The following is a 19,608-nucleotide window of genomic DNA, read 5'->3' on the forward strand; positions in this document are numbered from 1 at the left end:
TCCAGAAACGAGGCTATAATTGATCCAGCACAATCCAACAACGAAAAGAACATGCAGATTGTACTTCACGCAGGCGCGCACTTCACAGACGAAGGCAAACTTCTTGGCAGCCTGACCAAAAACCAGGCCCTGCTGGCGCAGAATGGCGTGGCTCTGCCACCGCAGTCGACCTATCGTCGGCAAATTCGGGACACGCTGGGTCAAATGTCCTCATCCATGATGGCGACCGATTACAAAGGTGCGATCATGAACGGCATGATTGGTGAGGCCAAGCCTGACCGCATGATCCTGTCCAATGACAACTTCTTCGGCGTGCCACGTTTGGCAATCCGCGACAATTGCCTGTTCCCAAGCGCAGGCGAGCGTCTGCGCGGCGTGTCTTCGCTGTTTTATGGCGACGATCTGGAAATCTTCATGTCGATCCGCAATCCGGCCACCTTTGTGCCCGCGCTTGTGGCTGCGTCCCCGACACATTCAATTGAACAGGTCACCGACGATTGTGACCCAACCGCCTTGCGCTGGTCGGAGTTGATTGTACGCATCCGGGAGGCTGTGCCACATATGCCGGTCACCGTGTGGTGCAATGAGGACACCCCAATCATCTGGGAAGAAATCATGCGCGACATGGCTGGGCTGGACCCCGCCACCATGGTTGCAGGCGGCACGGATCTGCTGCGCACCATTATGAGTGACGAAGGTATGACCCGGCTCGAGGCCTTCTTGGCGGACCACCCCGGCACAACCGAAATTCAGAAACGCCGCATCTATGCCGCCTTTCTCGACAAGTTTGCCATTGAGGACGAAATCGAAGAGGAACTCGACCTGCCGGGATGGACCATGGCCATGGTTGACCAGATGACCCAAGCCTATGACGAGGACGTTTACCGCATCGAGCGCATCCCTGGCGTGACGGTTCTTACACCATAAGCCGCAGCCATCTATCGGAATTGTAGGTTTACAGCCGCGTAGAGCTGAAATTGTGGCTGGCCATTTCCACGACTGGCCAAGGACCATTGCGGTTCCACAAAGAAATTGGCCGTTGTGGCACCGAACTGATGAACTTTGCCCAACCGCAACCCAAAAGGCACGTTGTAGTTGTCTGTTGCAAAGTCATAGGTCCAGATCGGCGCGCCACCGGTGTACCACCCCTTCCCCAGCTGGTAGAACCAAAATGGCTGAAACGCCCCTACCTCAGGCCGCGTGCGGCCAGCTGGCGTACTGCCAACACCAGTCCGGTAAATCAACAGGTAACCATATTGGAACTGGGGTGAGGTGCCGTTGAAATAGACATTGGCGAGACCAAGCTGCCATTGATCTGTACCTAGCCGATCATCAGAGGCCGTCGGAGCAACCACTTGAGGCCCGATGCCGAAACTGATGCCCGGGCGGGTTTCAAACTGATAGGCCATAAAGACGTCCACATCGCCAATCCCGCTGACCGTTGCATTGCCCGCCCCAATAGGCAGCGAGTTGTATGGCAATGAGGCACGCATGAGCCAATTGGTGTCCCCAATTTTGAGCGGCTGCGCATAGCGCAAAACCGTTTGGAACCCATCAGTGCCACTAGGCAAGCCGCTAAAATCATTCAAGTAATACCCTTGAATATTGAAGGCGCGCACATTTGCTAGCGGATTGTTTGCGTCAGCGGCATCGTCAGCTGCCACCAAAGAAGGCACAAGACCCAAAAGCAGTGTCACCGCAAGGCGGCAAGCTCGTTTCAAATAGCCCATGACAAAATCCTAAAACACGCAATAGGGACACGGCCGACAAAAATGCACCGCCCAACGCAGTCAGGGTATCTCATCCAAAATGTAGGTCAATGCAGCGCTTGCCAAAAAACAAAAAAGGCCCTCCAATGGAGAGCCTCTCGAAAGCCAGTTTCGTGATGAAACTTAGGACATGCCAAGCGCAGATTTATACATATCAATCACGGCTTCCTGCTCAGCGATGTCGTTGGGATCTTGCTTACGCTCGCGAATTATAGTGCGGATCGCCTTCACATCAAAACCACGGCCTTTGATCTCAGCAAAGACCTCTTTGATCTGCTCAGCCACTTCGCTTTTCTCAAGTTCCAAACGCTCGACGCGCTCGATGAACTGCTTCAGTTCCTGACCGGTGACGCCGTATTGCGCGTCCGAAGATGTGCCTTCGCTCATGTCTGACCTCTTATTGTGCCGATTATGCGCGCCGCGCGGGCGCCAAGATTAAAGCAGGTATAGACCGCAAAGCGCATCGCCTTGCAAGGGCCGCAACGCCATTTCCTGTGATCTGTGCCAAATGCCGCGCGTCACCTGTCTTGCGCGCTGCGCCACAATCCGGTAGCTGCCCCTCTCAGGTAAGGCGCTGCACGGTTTGCGCCCGCAAAAGAGGAAGTCCGCAATGCAATGGATGATCTGGGTTGGCGCCCTCATGTCGATGATTGGCCTGCTTGGCCTGATCCTCTCCATCGTCAAAGTGGCCAAAGCCCGCCGCGCCGATCTGTCCGACGAAGAGCTGCGCGTCGCAGTTCAAAAAGTTGTACCGCTGAACATGGGGGCATTGTTCCTGTCCGTGATAGGCTTGATGGTGGTGATGGTTGGGATTTCGCTGTCCTAAGTTTCAGCCATTCAAAGCCCCAAAGCCACGGCCGTTTTTGATCAACGTGTCAAACAGCGACTCCGGCTTCCAGAACATATCTCCCTGCTCCGCCAACTTGCGCACATGATTGCGCAGGTCCACCAATCCGTGATCGTCTGCCGCCTGCATTGGACCACCCAACCAGCGGGGAAAGCCAAAGCCGTGGATCATCGCCACATCAATGTCTGACGGTTTGGCTGCCACCCCCATACGCAACAATCGCGCACCTGCATTGGCCATTGCAGCCAAACAGGTTTTCTCGATGTCCACATCACGCACCCCCACGTTGCTCACAGGTTTGGGATCTTCCTCAAGCGCAGCTTGCACAATCCGCAGCGTATCCGCATCCGCAGCCCCAAACGGGTGCTCCTGTGAATACTGATACCAACCCCGTTGTGCGCCGCGCCCCTCTCGGCCCATGCGGTACAGCACAGTGCTGATCCCCGCCTGCGCTGTCCGCAGCCCCGGCGCGTTCAGGCCCAGAGCATCCGCAACCTGAAAGGGTCCCAGCGTCATCCCCCATTTGTGCATCACGCGATCAATCTCATAGGGATCGGCGCCAATGTGCAGCAAATCTTCTGCCGCGCGGATGCAGGCGCCGATCACGTTCTGGCCAATCAACCCGCTATAGGTCTTGGCGCGCACCGGCAGAAACCCGATGGCGCTCAGCGCCGCAAACAGTGTCGCCACCGCCGCAGGGCCCGTGCTCTTGCCAACTGCAACCTCTGCGCCCGAGGTGCGCAGATGCAAGTTGGGGACATAAAAGCCAACCACATCCTGCGGACTGCCCGTGGCCTGCGCCACAGGTCCAATCTGTGCGGCATCGTCATGCACCGCGATCACCGCGCCATCTTTGACAATCCCGTCCAACTGCGCTGCAATCTGCCGGGAAATCTCGCGCCCCTGCCCCACAGCCTCAATCACAAGGTCTGCACGGGATAAGGCCACAAAGTCCGTCTCAGCCCGCAACCCCGCCAGCATCTCGCGGCTTGCAACATCTTCCATCCGTCCGCTGGTCACCATGCGCTGCAACGCCGCGTCTATCCGTCGTTGCGCCAATTCCAACGCCGCAGGCACCTGCGCCGTCAACACCACCGTAAGCCCATGCTGCAACGCCGCCAGCGCCAAATCCGCGCCAACACGGTCTGCACCAACCACCACACCCACAGAGTTCACCGGGCGTGGTTCCGCCTGATGCATCTCCGGCAATCTGGTCGCCCGCCGTTCCGCCAGCGCGACATGCCGCAGGGCGCAGCTTTGATCTGAGGACACCAGCGCCTCAAACCGCTCGCGCTCAAACTCCACACCAACCTCAAAGGGCAATAGCGGCGCTGCTTTCACACACTCAATAATCACCAGAGCCGCATCCTGCCCCCGAGGCTCGATGCGTTTTTCCCATTTGTTCACACCGGCCTGAAACGCCTGAAAATCCGCAATCCCGCCAGTGGCGTCTGACGTCGGACGCGCCGGCATGTACTTGGCAATGCAGGTCAAGGCAAAAACAATGGTGGCTTCGCGCAATTCGTCTTCGACAATCTCATCCACCATGCCTGAGACTGCATCAGCGGTGATCGGCATCATCACACCGGACAGCAGTATATTGAGCGCGGTGTCTGCACCCAACAAACGCGGCGCCCGCTGTGTGCCACCAGCGCCTGGCATCACGCCAAGTGCCACCTCGGGCATGGCCACTCGAACACTGCTCAGCGCCACTCGATAATGACAGGCCCAGGCCAGTTCCAACCCACCACCCATGACGGCCCCAGAAAGCCCGGCGACAACCGGCTTGCCAGAAGTTTCGATGGCCGTGCAGAGTTCCGACAGATTGGGATGCGCAATGGGTTTGCCCAACTCGGAATAGTCGCGCCCCGCCGAAAATTCTGCACCAGCCCCCAGCAGGACAATAGCCCCAACCATCTTGTCCGCGAGCGCATCTTGCAGCGCATCAAAAACAGCCGACCGCATCTCCGCGGTCAGCACGTTTGTGGGAGGATGGTTCATCGACAGGATCGCAACCCCGCCTTCGACCGTGTAATCTAGCAATTGAGACATGCCTCATCCCTGACAAACTGTGGCGCAAGCCCTTGTGTTTTCAGAGTTTAGCCGCACATGCCTCCCGTGCAAGCCCAGTTATCCACAGGACGCACGCAGGTCGGCACATGTGTCACACTACCCGGGGATCAAACAGGCATATTGTCGAAACTGTCCTCGATCTCCTGATCCAACAGCTCCAAATCCAACCGGCGCAACCGGGTGGGTACGCGCCCGCCGTTCTGTTCAATATTGACCAAAGTCCGATGCAACTGCTGATGCAGCTCATAACGGTCCATATCGTCCGCTTTCTGGATTTTCGCTTCCAGCGCTTCCGCACGGCTCAGCAGAGTTTCGACATTCATTCAACGTCCTCCCAAACGTAAGACTTACAATTCAACGCGGCGGCGGCCCTTATCCGGCCGCACACGCGCTGCACAGCGGCGCGTCCGGCACCACATCAAGGCGGGCCGTGGCGATTTCTTCCCCGCATTTTACGCAGAAACCATACGCGCCTTCACGCAACCGCACCAAGGCGGCTTGAATCCGGCGGATTTCCTCCTGCCCGCTGGTGCCAAGCCCTTCCAGCACCTCATCACCTTCATGCTCCACAGCCGCATCTTCCCAATCTTTGGAGTGCGGCACGTCGAGTTCTTCCTCAATGGCATGTAGGCGTTTGTCCAGCTCTGACAAACGCTTAAGCAATGCCGCTTTGTATGTGCTGTGATCTGTCATTGGTGCCTCCGTCGCCAGGGCAGCCGCACATCCGTGCGGTTTGAAAACCCGCACGTAACTTGACAGCGCCCCCATAAATGCGCCTTGATTCACATCAATAGCCGCCCAAAAATGCGCCGCTCTGCATTTGTCTTCACCAGTTTTGAACACCACACCTTGATACATATGCGATCTTTCATATATGTTTCCTGCAAATAAAGGAATCGCCATGACACCCGACGTAACAGCCTTTTTTGACAAAGCGACGAACACGATCTCTTTTGTTGTGAAAGATCCCGAAGGGGCGTCCTGTGCTATCATTGATAGCGTTCTGGACTTTGATTACAGCTCCGGCCGCACCGATACCAAATCCGCCGACGACATCATTGCCCATGTGCAAAAACACGATCTGAAGGTGGAGTGGATCCTGGAAAGCCACGTGCACGCCGACCACCTCTCCGCGGCGCCTTACCTGCAGGAAAAGGTCGGCGGCAAAATTGGCATCGGCAAAAACATCACGCTGGTACAGGACACCTTTGGCAAGGTCTTCAACGAAGGCACCGAATTCCAACGGGATGGCAGCCAATTCGACAAGCTGTTTGAAGAAGGCGACAGCTTCATGATTGGTCAGCTGCGCGGCGACGTGCTGCACACCCCCGGCCACACGCCTGCGTGCATGACCTATGTGATTGGCGACGCCGCCTTTGTTGGCGACACCCTGTTCATGCCAGATTTTGGCACCGCGCGCTGCGACTTCCCCGGCGGCTCTTCCGAGACGCTCTATCAGTCGATCCAGAAAATCCTCGCTCTACCGGACGAGACTCGCATTTTTGTCGGCCACGACTACAAAGCCCCGGGCCGTGATGAATACGCCTGGGAAACGACGGTCGGTGAGCAAAAAGCCAACAATGTGCATATCGGCGACGGTGCAGATCAAGAGAGCTTTGTGCAAATGCGCGACAGCCGCGATGCAACATTGGCCATGCCCAAACTGATCATCCCGTCGCTACAAGTGAACATGCGCGCCGGGCAAATGCCGGAACCAGATGAAGAAGGCGATGTCTTCCTCAAGGTTCCCGTAAATAAACTTTGATCCTTAAAGCGCGAACATCAAAGGAAAAATCATGTTGAACTCAATACCTACCGACTGGCTCTTCGGGCTGGGCGGCGGCCTCCTTATTGGCCTCGGCGGCGCCGTTTTCCTGCTGGGCAATGGCCGTGTCATGGGCGCCAGCGGCATCATCGGCGGTCTTGTAGATGGCTCCGGCAAAAGCAATTTGGCAGAGCGCCTGGCCTTCCTCGCCGGTGTCTTTCTGGTACCGGTGCTGCTTTACCCGCTGTTCACTGACCTGAACACACACGCCACCACCAACGTCGCCGTGTTGATCGCTGCGGGGCTTTGCGTAGGTGTCGGCACCCGCCTCGCCAATGGCTGCACCTCTGGCCACGGCGTCTGTGGCATTTCCCGCCTGTCCTTACGCGGCATGGTCGCCACCGTGTTCTACATCATGGCCGGCGGCCTGACCGTCGTCCTGTTTCGCCACATTCTGGGAGTGATCTGATGCCTCGCATTCTTCTTGCCCTGCTCGCAGGTGGCCTGTTTGGCGCAGGCCTGTTCATTTCCGGCATGACCGACACCTCCAAAGTGCAAGGTTGGCTGGACGTCTTTGGCAACTGGGACCCAACGCTGGCTTTTGTCATGGGCGGCGCGATCATCCCAATGGCCATCGCCTGGCTGTTCACCAACGGCCGCAAGCCGGTGGTTGGCGGCGAATTTCCCAAACCACCTGAGCCCAAATTGGGCCGTAACCTTGTGCTCGGTTCGGTTCTGTTTGGCGTCGGTTGGGGGCTTGCCGGGCTCTGCCCAGGTCCCGCAGTGGCCTCGCTCAGCTATGGCGGCTGGCCGCATTGGCTGTTCTTCGCAGCGATGATCGCTGGCATGGCGATTGCCCCTATGGCACGCGCGCGACTGGACAGCGCCGTTCCCGCCGAGTAAGCAATCGCCATGGATATTCGTCAGATCACCGACCGCTTTTTCGCCGCGCCTCAGATTGAGGCTGCAGATTTTGCCGCATTGGCCGAGGCCGGCTTTGGGCTTGTTATCAACAACCGCCCCGACAATGAAGTTGGCCCGGACCAGCATTCCGAGACCATGCGCGCCGCCGCCGAAGCCGCTGGCCTGCGGTATGTGATCAACCCGCTGACCATGGACACCATGACACCGGACCGCCAGGCGCTGCAACGCGACAGCGCGGCGGAGTGTGACACCAAGGTTTTGGCCTACTGCCGCTCTGGCACCCGCTCCACCATCTGCTGGGCGCTGTCTCAGGCCAAAGTGATGGAGGTGGCTGACATTGTGAACGCCGCGGCCAATGGGGGCTATGATGTCTCCGGCCTTGTGCCACACCTGGAAGCGCTCAAGTCGCAGGGCTAAGAACCTGACCAGACAAACAAAAAGCCCCGCTCTTCCGGCGGGGCTTTTTGGTGTCTGCTCGTTAAGACTGCTCGAAAGTCTTACGTGCCTGTCAAATCCAGATCAGCCAGCGCCGCCGGATCGCCAATATCGTCATTGCCGAGTTGGATCAGATCATCCAGATCGTCCAAACCGGAGAAATCTTCCATACCGTTGTCCGCATCCAGTCCAACACCCATCTCGCCCATCGGCTCAAGGTCCGGCAGGCCACCGCCGCCGAGGTCCGGCAAATCGCCACCAAGATCCGGCAGGTCGCCGCCCATATCAGGCAAACCACCACTATCCAGCGCAGGCATTTCCGCCATCCCCGGCAGATCGCCGTCAATATCATCCATGCCGCCCATCGCAGGCATGTCCATGCTCGGCATATCCATTCCCGGCATGTCCATAGACGGCATCTCCATCGCCGGCATCTCCGGCGCGCCCATATCGGGCATGCCCATGTCAGGCATCTCCGACACAGCCAGCTCGGTGGAGGGCGCAGCGGCACTGACCAATCCCGGCACACACACGGCCCGCATGCCATTTAGCTGCCCAATGCGCACCTCGGCAATCTCTTCACCGGTTGGGGCCTCCAAAGTGGCGTTTTGCATCGCCTCTTCGGTGAGCGGCAAGGTATCACCCGCCTGCAAGGCCTGAATTTGCGCAATCGGAAGGCTGATCTTGCCCACGACGGCATTGAGCAACGTGGTTGCCTCTTTAACACCGTTTTGAAATTTCTCGGCGTCGGTTTCGGCTTCACCTTCCGGCTCATTCACCTGCACATGCACATCCGGGAACAGAAGCGCCATGGTGCCAGTTTTCTTACCGCGCTCCAGTTTCACGTCGAGCACAAACATATGATAATCCTGCGCTGTCATCGCCAACGACAACGTGCGCGTATCAAGCATCATTGCGCCAAATTTGTAGTGCTGCAGCCAATACGGCGCCTCGCCTTCTTCAGCCAGCATCCGCACATATCGCATCAACGCATCTTCCAAAAACGGCGTGATCAACGCGGCATCCACTTTGGTGGGCACACGTTCAGACACCGGCTTTGGAATAACCTGTCCAAGCGTTTGAAACTCCACCAGACCGGCCAAAACTTGCATATCCACAGCCAATGCGCCGGGTTCGCCGTTCTGCCCTTCGAGCAAAACCAGCAGCGACTCATTGTCCAGCGTCACCTCAACGGCCCGGTGCGGCAGCTTCACATGACGTACGTCGGTCACATCCAGTGCCAGATCCATACCCTTTTCCGCCGCCAACGCGAGTCCAAGGCGCAGAGCCTTGTTGGGGGTCATCGCGCGCGCCTGATGCTCGGTCCGCCCATCCGCTGCTTTGCGACGTAGAATTGAAATGGCTTGAGTTTCACTCATATCCGGATCTGCCCTGTTTTTGGCTCCTTACACGACAGATGTGCCGCAATAAGGTTAACAGGGCCTCTACGAGACCGTCAAAATCCGTGTGAAATTGTGCCTATTGTGCCGCCAAGGCGACCTCTTCCGGCAAGGTCACGCGAAACGCCGCACCACCCTGCCCCGGCAGGTATTCTACCGCGCCATCCAAACGTGTCATGATCTCTCGGCAAATCGCCAATCCCAGCCCGGCACCTTTGACTTTCTGTTCGCCCGTCCGGGAGAATTTTTCAAAAATCACCGCCTGCTCGGTTTTGGGAATACCGCTGCCATTGTCGATAAAGTCCACCACAAGCGCCCCATTGCTGCGCCCGACTTCAATGCGCAGTCTTGGCGCCGGAGAATCACAATATTTCTGAGCATTTCCAATAAGGTTGATGAACACTTGGCTGAGCCGATCAAGATCGGTATGGAGCGTGATTTCCTCGACAGAGGTGTTGCGCAGCACCCGCATTTTGTCTTTGCCAGCCCCGGTCAGAGCACTGGCGATCGCGTGATCCAGAATGCCTCTGAGCTTCCCGCTCTGCATGTTCAGGTTCACCCGGCCACTTTCCAACACGCTCAAGTCCAACAAATCATCCAGCAGGCGGGTCAACCGCAACGCCTCGTCGTGAATGATCGAACTATATTTGATCTTTTCATCCTCACTGAGCCGGTCACTGTCCCGCAAAATCTCTGAGAACGCGCGGATCGAAGTCATCGGCGTGCGCAACTCATGACTCACCTGACTAAGGAAGCTGTCCTTTTGCTCCGAAATCAACGTCAGCTTTTCATTGGCTTGTCGCAATTGCCGTGCTGTGCGCGCCTGCTCTTCGGATTTGGCCTCCAATTTGCTGGAGTACTCCATCATCTGCGCGGTTTCATCGGCCACCGCCATCAGGTCTTCCACCGACACCGACGCGCCACCGACTATCTGCCCAATCATCGCATGCGCGGTGGCTGCGCCCACCGACCCGGCCAATTCCCGCTCCAAACGCTGCAGAAAGTCCGGCGAGGGCTCCGGCAACAGCCCACTCATGCCCTGACGCTTGGCTTCACGCTCAAACAGGTTCTGCGCCTCCCGCGCGCCAATGATGCGCTGCGCCATGACCATCAAATCTTCGGTCTGCGCCAAGCTCCCAGCCCAGCTTTGTGGCGTGGTGCTGTGCTCAAACACATTCACAAACTGAGCGCCTTGCAGCCGCTCAAGCGGAGACGGAAATCCAACCAGGGACGCAATGAAAAAACTCATTGTGTTCAGCAAGATAGACCAGAACACTGCATGTACCAAAGGATCCATGCCGGAGATGCCAAAAAACGCCTGCGGGCGCAGCCAACTCAACCCCAATGGACCTTCGGCCAACATGACCTCGGACACCAACGTTCCGGCTCCGAAACTAGGCAATAACAACGTATAGGCCCAGATCACAAAACCCACTGTCAGACCGACAAAAGCCCCGGTGCGGGTCGCGCCACGCCAGAAAATCCCACCCACCAATACCGGCAAAAACTGCGCCACCCCGGCAAAGGAGATCAACCCAATCGAAGCCAGCGCCGTGCCGCCTCCGGAGAGCCGGAAATAGAGGTATCCAAGGAACACAACCGCAGCGATGGAGATGCGACGAGACAGCAGCACCACATGCCGCACGTCCCCGGATACAGACGCACCGCCGGTCTGCACACTCAACCAGATCGGCATCACAATATGGTTGGACACCATGGTCGACAGTGCCAACGCGGCCACAATCACCATAGATGTCGCACTGGAAAAGCCCCCTAGGAAGCTCAACATCGCCAGCGCGTCATTGCCGGTTGCCAAAGGTACCGTCAGCACAAAGAAATCCGGGTTGCTGCCAGGCGGCAGCAGATCCAACCCCACCACCGCAATCGGCACCACAAACAGGCTCATCACCATCAGATAGGCTGGAAACGCCCAGCTTGCGGTGCGCAGATGGTCCTCGTCTTCGTTCTCAACCACCATCACTTGGAACATGCGTGGCAGGCACAAAAACGCCGCGCCGGACAGGAAAATTAGAGTGGCCCAGCGATCCCCACGCATCTGCCATTGGCCGATCTCGCTGGCATCAATCCGCGCCAAGGTTTCACTGACCCCACCACCAAGGCCCCAAACCACAAAGATGCCCACGGCCAACAACGCAAACAGCTTCACAATCGCTTCCACCGCAACCGCCATCACCACCCCGTGGTGACGCTCGTTGACATCCAGATTCCGCGTGCCAAAAACAATGGTGAACAGGGCCAGCCCGGCAGCCACCAAAAGCGCGTTACTGCCCTGCGCTGCCTCCGTTAACTCCCCACCATAAGCACTTGAAAAAACATCAAAACTCACAGTAACAGATTGCAATTGGAGCGCGATATAGGGCGTGGTTCCGATCACCGCCAGAACGGTAACGCCAACCGCCAGAAGGTTGGACTTTCCGTAGCGCGACGAGATCAAATCGGCAATCGAGGTTATGCGCTGGCTGCGCCCAATCCGCACCAGTTTGCGCAGCAACCACCACCAGCCAATCATCACCAACGACGGACCGATATAGATGGTCAAATACTCAAGGCCGGAGCGTGCCGCGTAGCCTACCGCCCCGTAAAACGTCCAGGCCGTACAATAGATCGACAACGACAGCGTATAAATCAATGGGCTGCGCAGCCACCCGCCACGCCCCTCCAAGGCTGCGCGTTCTGCGGCAAACGCAATCAGGAACAAAAACACGACGTAAATCAGACAGACGCCAACCAGAATATTGAGCGTTCCCATCAGCCTTCGCGCTCCGTCTCCTCCGCATCACTGCGTTTGAGGCTGCGCGCCAACCACCCGCCTCCAACAACCAGCAACAGCCAGACCATAAAGATGTAAATAATCGCGTCAGAAGTGGTCACCACGTCCGGCGCTTCGGATTGCCGCCACAACAAAGGCACCACCCAAAGCACCGCACCAATCACCGGCAGGGTGCGGATTGTGTCAATCAATCTCCGGCGGCGATAGCTTTGCCGCTCCAAAAACGGAATGGTGTGTTTGGCGCTCACCCAGCCACCAGCTCTCGTACCGCATCAAGCACCTCTGCGTTGGAAAACGGCTTGGTCATAAACCGGCTTGCCCCGGCGCGCTCCGCCATTTCACGGTCTTTGATCTGCCCTTTGGCGGTCAACATCAGCACCGGCAGGCTTTGCGTGGCATCTTCGCTGCGCAGCTCACGTAGAATGTCGTAACCGGTTTTGCCCGGCAGCATCACGTCCAGAATAACCAAATCGGGCATCGCATCTTGCACCACACCAACAGCATCATGACCATTGGAATGGGTCGCAACGGACCAGCCGTCACGAGACAAGATGAAGCTGATCGCTTCGATAATATTGGGCTCATCTTCGATGACTAGCACGTTTTTGCCCATGCAGCCTCCCCTCCCCGAAAGTCCACAAGCGGTGTGCCATTCTTAGCGACCGCCCGCAAAAAGAAAAGAGATTTTCCCACGTTACCCGACATCCGCCAACAAAGACGGCTCCCGACGGCCCTCACATTGCGCCAACGGACACACCCGACAGGACGACCCCACCTCGGCCTCGGTTTCGCCGGCTTCTTCCAGCGGCACAATCAACATGTAGCTGTGATACAGCGGCGCAACATTGACCTGAATAGTGCCAATCGGCTCGGAAACGGCATAGCAATCAAACCGCTTGGCCTCACGTCCCGTCATCGTCACCGTCTGGCGCAAAGCCTGCATGGGACGCGATAGGGCCTGAAACAACGGCCACTTTGGGCAAGCCCCGGAAAACCGTGGAATTGCAAAGCCTTCCACGGGCTTGCGCAACATCAAAGTGCCCGAGGCGTCACACATCACCAGCCCAAGCGGCATCGGCAGCATATCATCAGACACCGCTGCCAACCGGCGCAGCACCGTGCTCAGCGGCACGCCGTAGTCCGAGGCAATCCGCGCTGGCTCCACAACACCATTGCTTACCTGCCGCTCCAGCATATCCAGTGAAAGCAGCCGCGCATCCGCCCGCAATTGCCGCACCACGGTCATCGCCATATCGCGTGCTGCATCCGAAGTCAGCTGCGGCTGATTGCCTACAAACTCAGACAGCGCGTCCGGCGTGGCGTTCACAAGACTATCAAACCGGAACTTATGGGCCGCAAGCATCGCCTCGACCTCTTCCAGCGGCAGGGTCAACCCGGCGGAGGCGTCCCCCGCGTCATCCAGATAAGCCACCAGTTGTTCCGCCCCTTCAGCCAACCGCTGACTGTCCTCATTCAGGTTGCGGTGAAAGCGGTTGCGCCACTCCGGCTCAATTTCCTTTGTGTCGGCCAAAATCCCGGCCGTGGACCGAATTGCCGTCACCATGGTCAGCATCTCGTGCACAGAAGTTGCAAGATGCGGGTCATGGGTCAGCCTGTCAGTCAACGTCGCCGCGGTGTGCTCCAGGCTGCGCAGGCGTTTGTGTTGTTCCGAAATCAACGCCGCCCACCCCGGAAACCGCCCGGCAAATTCGTCGCCCCTTTCGAGCTCAACGGCCACCGTTTCGACCTCGGCGGCGGCCACACGCAACGCCGACAACAGCGCCGCTTCGGCACCTTCGCTTAGCAAAGAGGGTTCAACATCCAGCGCCTGCGCAATGTCGTTCAGCAGTTTGCCACCGATTCTGCGCCGGTTGTGCTCGATCAAATTGAGGTAGCTGCCGGAGATCCCGACCTGCCGGGCAAGTTCGGCTTGGCGTAAGCCCGCCATCACCCGGCGCTCTCTGATGCGACTGCCTGCAAGGGTTTGCTGGACCATTGGCTTTTCCCCCAGTTTCAACATTTTGCTGCGCTGCAAAATAATTTCTTTACATCATGCTGCAGAGCAATGCGAATTACTTTACAAAAAAATTGTGTCTTTGAAAGCAGTTGTTGCGAAATTTTCGGACCGACCGCGATAATAGTTTTGCACAAATAGTGCCTGTGGTGCGGGAAGAGGAGCCCAAACCACAAATGACACAACGGGAGGATTATATGTCCAAAAGCAACTTCACACGTCGTGGTTTGCTCAAAACCAGTGCTGTAGCCGGCGCTGGTTTGGCTCTGCCAACGATCTTTACGGCTCAGTCCGCACACGCGTTCACCAACGAACCAACCGGCGGCACAGTTACTCTGGGCTTCAACGTGCCACAGACCGGTCCCTACGCGGACGAGGGTGCCGACGAACTGCGCGCTTACCAGCTGGCTGTTGAGCACCTGAACGGTGGCGGCGACGGCGGCATGCTGAACACCTTCAGCTCCAAAGAGCTGGACGGCACCGGCATCCTGGGCAAAAAAGTGGAATACGTCACCGGCGACACGCAGACCAAGTCTGACGCCGCGCGCGCATCCGCTAAGTCCATGATCGAAAAAGACGGCGCCATCATGATCACCGGCGGCTCGTCCTCTGGTGTGGCTGTGGCCGTACAGGCGCTCTGCCAAGAAGCCGGCGTCATCTTTATGGCGGGTCTGACCCACTCCAACGACACCACCGGTAAAGACAAGAAAGCCAACGGCTTCCGTCACTTCTTCAACTCCTACATGTCGGGTGCCGCACTGGCGCCGGTTCTGGCAAACGCTTACGGCAAAGACCGTAAAGCCTATCACCTGACCGCCGACTACAACTGGGGTTACACCACCGAAGAAGCGGTACGTGCCTCCACTGAAGCCATGGGTTGGGAAACTGTTGCAGCTGTGAAAACACCGCTGACACAGACCGACTTCTCCTCCTACATCGCGCCTGTTCTGCAGTCCGGTGCCGACACGCTGGTTCTGAACCACTACGGCGGCAACATGGTGAACTCGCTGACCAACGCGGTTCAGTTTGGTCTGCGCGACAAGCAGGTGAACGGCAAAGACTTCCAGATCGTTGTTCCACTCTACTCCCGACTGATGGCGAAGGGTGCGGGTGCCAACGTGAAGGGCATCTTTGGCTCCACCAACTGGCACTGGTCGCTGCAGGACGCGGGCTCCAAAGCCTTCGTTAAATCCTTCGGCACCAAATATGGCTTCCCACCATCCCAGGCGGCGCACACCACCTACGTGCAGACCCTGCTGTATGCGGATGCTGTTCAGCGTGCGGGCTCCTTTGCCCCATGTGCAGTTGCAGAAGCGCTGGAAGACTTTGAGTTTGACGGTCTCGGCAACGGCAAGACGCTGTATCGCGGCGCTGACCACCAGTGCTTCAAGGACGTGCTGGTTGTGAAGGGTAAAGAGAACCCAACCTCCGAGTTCGACCTTCTGGAAATCGTTGAAGTGACCCCGGCTGAGCAGGTGACCTACGCACCTGATCACCCACAGATGGGCGGCGCAGAGGCCGTTCTGGGTGCCTGCAACAACGGCGCGTAATTCACGCCCCAATCGGGCGGGCAGCAATGCCCGCCCCACTTCGCCAGCATAGGCGAAATCGGACAACCACAGGGACGGACCGATGGAAGCAATTATCCTTCAAATTCTGAACGGGTTGGACAAGGGATCCGCATATGCGTTGATCGCACTTGGCCTCACCCTGATCTTTGGCACCTTGGGTGTTGTGAACTTTGCGCACGGCGCCTTGTTCATGATCGGTGCCTTCTGCGCGGTGACCTTCAGCCGCATTTTGACCCTCTCACACACTGTCATTGATGAGACACAGACCGACTTTCTCGGCAACCCCCTGAAAGTGGACGTGCCTTATCTCTATGACCTCTTTGGCCAGGCCACCGGCGACGCGATCATCGACTGGGCCGTCCCCTTGTCGATCCTGTTCACCGTCCCGGTGATGATGTTTGTCGGTTATGCGATGGAACGCGGCCTGATCAAACACTTCTACAACCGACCACACGCCGACCAGATTCTTGTGACCTTTGGTCTGGCGATCGTTTTGCAAGAAGTGATCAAATACTTCTACGGTGCCAACCCGATCCCGACCCCGGCCCCACAGGCCTTTGCTGGATCGCTTGATTTTGGCGCACTGCTTGGGTTTGACCCCAACCTGATCATCTACCCCTACTGGCGTATCATCTACTTTGTGTTCTCCGCCGTCATCATCGGGGCTGTGTTTGCTTTCCTGCAATACACCACCTTTGGCATGGTTGTGCGGGCTGGTATGGCAGACCGTGAAACCGTTGGGCTGCTGGGCATCAACATCGACAAGCGCTTCACCATCATGTTTGGCCTTGCCGCCGCTGTCGCCGGCCTGGCCGGTGTGATGTACACGCCAATCAACTCGCCAAACTACCACATGGGCATGGACTTCCTGGTGCTGAGCTTCGTTGTGGTTGTTGTCGGCGGTATGGGCTCGCTGCCAGGTGCCGTACTTGCAGGCTTCCTGCTGGGCATTTTGGAAAGTTTCGCCTCCATGCGCGAGGTTCTGGAGATCCTGCCGGGTCTGAACCAGATCATCATCTACCTCGTCGCCATCATCATTTTGCTGACCCGTCCACGGGGCCTTATGGGCCGCAAGGGCGTCATGGAGGACTAACTCATGCTCGGTCTCACCAAAAAAGATCTTCAGCTTATGCTGATCGTTACCGGGCTGACCATGTTGGCGCCCTTCATTCTCAACCCCTTCCCGGAAAGCTCCGGCATGGCGCAATTCAACGCGGGCTACCCCGACTTGATGCAACGCTTTGTGATCTTCGGCATCTTTGCCATTGGCTTCAATCTGCTGTTTGGCCTCACCGGCTACCTCAGCTTTGGTCACGCCGCCTTCCTGGGTGTGGGCTCCTACGGCGCCATCTGGATGATGAAACTGGTCTCGCTCAACGTGATCCCAGCCATCTTCATGGGCGTGATTGTTGCCGGTATCTTCTCGGTGGCAGTGGGCTACATCTGTCTGCGCCGCTCGGGCATCTACTTCTCGATCCTGACACTGGCGATTGCGCAGATGTCTTACGCGCTGGCCTATTCGGTTCTCACCCCCATCACCGGTGGTGAAACTGGCCTGCAGATCAAATCCACTGACCGTCCGCTGCTGTCCAATCTGGCAGAAGGCGAAACCGGCCGTGCCAACCTGTTTGGCATGGACATGCGTCAGAGCTTTGAGCTGAGCATCGGCGACTGGCTCTTCACGTTCAACGTCGGTTACTACATTGCTGCCGTGGTGATGCTGATTGCCTTCTACGTGTCGATCCGCATCTTCCGCAGCCCATTTGGCCTGATGTTGCGTGCAATCAAATCCAACCAGACTCGTATGTCTTACACCGGTCTGAACCCACGCCCACACACCCTCGCAGCCTTTGTGATCTCCGGTATGTATGCGGGTCTCGCAGGTGGTCTGCTGGTAGCCATGGACACACAGGTGGGCCCGGAGCGTATGTTCTGGACCGCGTCTGGCGAGGTTGTTCTGATGACCATCTTGGGTGGTGTTGGCACGCTGATCGGTCCGGTACTTGGTGCCGGTGTGATCAAGTACATGGAAAACATCCTGTCCAAGATCAACAAAGACGTTCTGCACGAATGGTTCGCCTTTATGCCGGATGGTCTCGAAGATTTTATCGTCTTCCTGGTCTACCCGTTCATCGGCAAAGGCTGGCACCTGACCCTTGGTATCCTGTTCATGCTGGTGGTGATCTTCCTGCCAGGTGGCCTGGTCGAAGGTGGTCAACGCGTCGCCAAATGGATCAAAAACCGCCGCAAAGCCAAAGATACTGGCGGCACCACTGAACCCGCAGAATAAGGAGACGGAAAGATGGGAATTCTCGAAGTCAAAGACGTAGGTAAGCGGTTCGGTGGTCTTCAGGCCCTCGGTGACGTGAACCTCTCCGTCAAGGAAAACACCGTACACGCGATCATCGGCCCCAACGGAGCCGGGAAATCCACCCTGCTGAACTGCCTCGTGGGCAAGCTTATCCCGGACACCGGCTCTGTCATGTTTGACGGCCAGTCGGTGCTGGGCCGCACACCACACGAGATCAACCAGATGGGCATTTCCCGCGTGTTCCAGACACCCGAAATCTTTGGTGATCTGACCGTGATGGAAAACATGATGATCCCCTGTTTTGCCAAACGGGACGGGGCGTTCCGGATGCGCGCCGTAGAGGACATGATGCGCGAAAAGGACATCGTGGAGAAAGCTGAAGCGATGCTTGAGGACATGAACATGGCCGACAAGCATCACATGAATGCGGCCTCCATGTCGCGCGGTGACAAACGTCGTCTGGAAATTGGCATGTGTCTGGCACAGGAGCCTCGCCTCCTACTGCTCGATGAGCCCACCGCCGGCATGGCGCGGGCAGACACCAACAACACCATCGATCTTCTCAAGCAGATCAGTGACGAGCGCGACATCACCATCGCCATCATCGAACACGACATGCATGTGGTGTTCTCTCTGGCACAGCGCATCACCGTGCTGGCACAGGGCACGCCGCTGGTCGAAGACGATCCTGAAAACATCAAAGGTCACCCGAAAGTGCGCGAAGCGTACCTCGGCGAGACCGCTGCATAAGGGGAACAGGACAGATGAACGTCAAACCCGACTTTTCCAAAGGCCACAACCTGGCTGAAACCGCCCCCGCCTACCTCTCCATCTGGAACATGGAGAGCTACTACGGCGAGAGCTACATCGTTCAAAACATCAGCTTCAACGTGCACGAAGGCGAAATCCTCGCGCTCTTGGGCCGCAACGGGGCAGGCAAAACCTCCACCCTGCGCTCCATCGCCCGCATGGACGACCCACAGGTGACCCACGGCGAAATCTGGCTCGACCACAAGCCGCTGCACCTGATGAAAAGCTATGAAGCCGCGCAGGCTGGAATCGGTCTTGTGCCCGAAGATCGCTCGATCATTCCCGGCCTGACCGTGGAAGAGAACATTCAGCTGGCCCAAATTGCCCCGCCCATCGGTTGGTCAATTGAACGCCTTTATGAACTCTTCCCGCGTCTTGGTGAACGCCGCAAGCAGGAGGGCGTGACGCTCTCCGGTGGTGAACAGCAAATGCTCGCCATCGCCCGCGCGCTCAGCCGTGACATCAAAGTGCTGCTGCTGGACGAGCCATATGAGGGCCTCGCGCCAGTGATCGTCGACGAGATCGAAAAGACGCTGCGCATCATCAAAGAGCAGGGCATCACCACCGTGATCGTGGAACAGAACGCCGTGCGCGCGCTGGAACTGGCGGATCGCGCCGTGATCCTGGACACCGGTTCGGTGGTCTTTGACGGCTCCGCCAATGAAGTGCTCGAAAACGAAGAGCTGCGCGCCGAATATCTGGCAATCTAACGCCAACAATTTGGGGTTGCGCCAAAAGTCGAGTTGACCTCGCGGCGCAGCCCCCTAACCTCGCCCCCAAAGAATTACCATTCGAGGTCCAAACATGTCTGACTCCACATTTCCCCCCTCCAAAGAACTCACCGAAAACGCCATCATCACGGCGGATAAGTATCAAGAGATGTACGCTGCATCGATGT

At 57.5% G+C, this 19,608-nt stretch carries 21 protein-coding genes; 11 read left to right on the top strand and 10 right to left on the bottom strand.

Annotated elements, in window-relative coordinates; genetic code table 11:
- The first annotated feature begins 51 nt into the window (after positions 1 to 51).
- Entirely contained in the window at positions 52 to 927 is an 876-nt protein-coding gene (locus tag JXR15_RS13340) for a hypothetical protein (RefSeq protein ID WP_422053687.1), read from the top strand.
- 11 nt (positions 928 to 938) lie between these two features.
- On the opposite strand, the gene JXR15_RS13345 is transcribed toward JXR15_RS13340, so the two are convergent.
- Together JXR15_RS13345 and JXR15_RS13350 are read right to left on the bottom strand one after the other, a co-directional pair.
- Positions 939 to 1,730 carry a hypothetical protein gene (locus tag JXR15_RS13345; RefSeq protein WP_422053688.1) on the bottom strand — a complete coding sequence of 264 codons (792 nt, stop codon included), beginning with the start codon at positions 1,728 to 1,730 and terminating at the stop codon, positions 939 to 941.
- A gap of 162 nt (positions 1,731 to 1,892) precedes the next feature.
- Positions 1,893 to 2,156, bottom strand: coding sequence for a DUF2312 domain-containing protein (locus JXR15_RS13350; RefSeq protein WP_299428765.1), 264 nt, complete (start codon positions 2,154 to 2,156; stop codon positions 1,893 to 1,895).
- Between the two features lie 223 nt (positions 2,157 to 2,379).
- On the opposite strand from JXR15_RS13350, the gene JXR15_RS13355 reads away from it, so the two are divergent.
- Positions 2,380 to 2,595 (top strand): hypothetical protein, encoded by a 216-nt coding sequence (locus tag JXR15_RS13355; protein ID WP_422053689.1) that lies wholly within the window; start codon positions 2,380 to 2,382, stop codon positions 2,593 to 2,595.
- Between the two features lie 3 nt (positions 2,596 to 2,598).
- Here the strand turns inward: JXR15_RS13355 and JXR15_RS13360 are convergent, their stop codons facing one another.
- The 3 genes from JXR15_RS13360 to JXR15_RS13370 form a co-directional block, all read right to left on the bottom strand.
- Positions 2,599 to 4,668 carry an enoyl-CoA hydratase-related protein gene (locus tag JXR15_RS13360; protein ID WP_422053690.1) on the bottom strand — a complete coding sequence of 690 codons (2,070 nt, stop codon included), beginning with the start codon at positions 4,666 to 4,668 and terminating at the stop codon, positions 2,599 to 2,601.
- Between the two features lie 128 nt (positions 4,669 to 4,796).
- Entirely contained in the window at positions 4,797 to 5,012 is a 216-nt protein-coding gene (locus tag JXR15_RS13365) for a hypothetical protein (RefSeq protein WP_422053691.1), read from the bottom strand.
- 49 nt (positions 5,013 to 5,061) lie between these two features.
- Positions 5,062 to 5,382 carry a TraR/DksA family transcriptional regulator gene (locus JXR15_RS13370; RefSeq protein WP_422053692.1) on the bottom strand — a complete coding sequence of 107 codons (321 nt, stop codon included), beginning with the start codon at positions 5,380 to 5,382 and terminating at the stop codon, positions 5,062 to 5,064.
- A gap of 208 nt (positions 5,383 to 5,590) precedes the next feature.
- On the opposite strand from JXR15_RS13370, the gene JXR15_RS13375 reads away from it, so the two are divergent.
- The 4 genes from JXR15_RS13375 to JXR15_RS13390 are packed head-to-tail and all read left to right on the top strand — an operon-like array spanning position 5,591 to position 7,795.
- A complete protein-coding gene (locus JXR15_RS13375) occupies positions 5,591 to 6,454 on the top strand; it encodes an MBL fold metallo-hydrolase (protein WP_422053693.1) in 864 nt (287 codons plus the stop codon).
- A 43-nt stretch (positions 6,455 to 6,497) separates the two neighbouring features.
- Positions 6,498 to 6,923: a YeeE/YedE family protein gene (locus JXR15_RS13380; protein WP_422053726.1), complete on the top strand. Its 426-nt coding sequence runs from the start codon at positions 6,498 to 6,500 to the stop codon at positions 6,921 to 6,923.
- The gene (locus tag JXR15_RS13385) at positions 6,923 to 7,357 is read left to right on the top strand and encodes a DUF6691 family protein (protein ID WP_422053694.1); all 435 of its coding nucleotides are present in this window, start codon (positions 6,923 to 6,925) and stop codon (positions 7,355 to 7,357) included. The genes JXR15_RS13380 and JXR15_RS13385 overlap by 1 nt, the downstream gene beginning before the upstream one ends.
- 9 nt (positions 7,358 to 7,366) lie before the next feature.
- Positions 7,367 to 7,795 carry a TIGR01244 family sulfur transferase gene (locus JXR15_RS13390; protein WP_422053695.1) on the top strand — a complete coding sequence of 143 codons (429 nt, stop codon included), beginning with the start codon at positions 7,367 to 7,369 and terminating at the stop codon, positions 7,793 to 7,795.
- 80 nt (positions 7,796 to 7,875) lie between these two features.
- On the opposite strand, the gene JXR15_RS13395 is transcribed toward JXR15_RS13390, so the two are convergent.
- The 5 genes from JXR15_RS13395 to JXR15_RS13415 all read right to left on the bottom strand — a co-directional run bounded on the left by JXR15_RS13395 (position 7,876) and on the right by JXR15_RS13415 (position 14,000).
- Positions 7,876 to 9,192 (bottom strand): FliM/FliN family flagellar motor switch protein, encoded by a 1,317-nt coding sequence (locus JXR15_RS13395; RefSeq protein WP_422053696.1) that lies wholly within the window; start codon positions 9,190 to 9,192, stop codon positions 7,876 to 7,878.
- Between the two features lie 100 nt (positions 9,193 to 9,292).
- A complete protein-coding gene (locus tag JXR15_RS13400; RefSeq protein WP_422053697.1) occupies positions 9,293 to 11,983 on the bottom strand; it encodes an ATP-binding protein in 2,691 nt (896 codons plus the stop codon).
- On the bottom strand, positions 11,983 to 12,252 hold the full coding sequence (locus tag JXR15_RS13405; protein ID WP_422053698.1) for a hypothetical protein: 270 nt from the start codon (positions 12,250 to 12,252) through the stop codon (positions 11,983 to 11,985). The genes JXR15_RS13400 and JXR15_RS13405 overlap by 1 nt, the downstream gene beginning before the upstream one ends.
- A complete protein-coding gene (locus JXR15_RS13410; protein ID WP_422053699.1) occupies positions 12,249 to 12,617 on the bottom strand; it encodes a response regulator transcription factor in 369 nt (122 codons plus the stop codon). Before JXR15_RS13410 ends, JXR15_RS13405 begins: the two co-directional genes overlap by 4 nt.
- Positions 12,618 to 12,698: 81 nt before the next feature.
- Complete coding sequence (locus JXR15_RS13415) at positions 12,699 to 14,000, bottom strand: short-chain fatty acyl-CoA regulator family protein (RefSeq protein ID WP_422053700.1); 1,302 nt, start codon at positions 13,998 to 14,000, stop codon at positions 12,699 to 12,701.
- A gap of 215 nt (positions 14,001 to 14,215) precedes the next feature.
- Between JXR15_RS13415 and JXR15_RS13420 the strand changes: the two genes are divergently transcribed.
- The 5 genes from JXR15_RS13420 (at position 14,216) to JXR15_RS13440 (ending at position 19,420) form a co-directional block, all read left to right on the top strand.
- Entirely contained in the window at positions 14,216 to 15,568 is a 1,353-nt protein-coding gene (locus JXR15_RS13420) for an ABC transporter substrate-binding protein (RefSeq protein WP_422053701.1), read from the top strand.
- 82 nt (positions 15,569 to 15,650) lie between these two features.
- The gene (locus tag JXR15_RS13425) at positions 15,651 to 16,682 is read left to right on the top strand and encodes a branched-chain amino acid ABC transporter permease (protein WP_422053702.1); all 1,032 of its coding nucleotides are present in this window, start codon (positions 15,651 to 15,653) and stop codon (positions 16,680 to 16,682) included.
- 3 nt (positions 16,683 to 16,685) lie between these two features.
- A complete protein-coding gene (locus tag JXR15_RS13430) occupies positions 16,686 to 17,879 on the top strand; it encodes a branched-chain amino acid ABC transporter permease (protein WP_422053703.1) in 1,194 nt (397 codons plus the stop codon).
- Positions 17,880 to 17,891: 12 nt separating this feature from the next.
- Positions 17,892 to 18,650: an ABC transporter ATP-binding protein gene (locus tag JXR15_RS13435; RefSeq protein ID WP_422053704.1), complete on the top strand. Its 759-nt coding sequence runs from the start codon at positions 17,892 to 17,894 to the stop codon at positions 18,648 to 18,650.
- Positions 18,651 to 18,664: 14 nt separating this feature from the next.
- Positions 18,665 to 19,420, top strand: a complete 756-nt coding sequence (locus JXR15_RS13440; RefSeq protein ID WP_299428812.1) for an ABC transporter ATP-binding protein — start codon at positions 18,665 to 18,667, stop codon at positions 19,418 to 19,420.
- Positions 19,421 to 19,608 lie beyond the last annotated feature (188 nt).

The organism is Shimia sp., assembly GCF_049116215.1.
Taxonomy (GTDB): domain Bacteria; phylum Pseudomonadota; class Alphaproteobacteria; order Rhodobacterales; family Rhodobacteraceae; genus Shimia.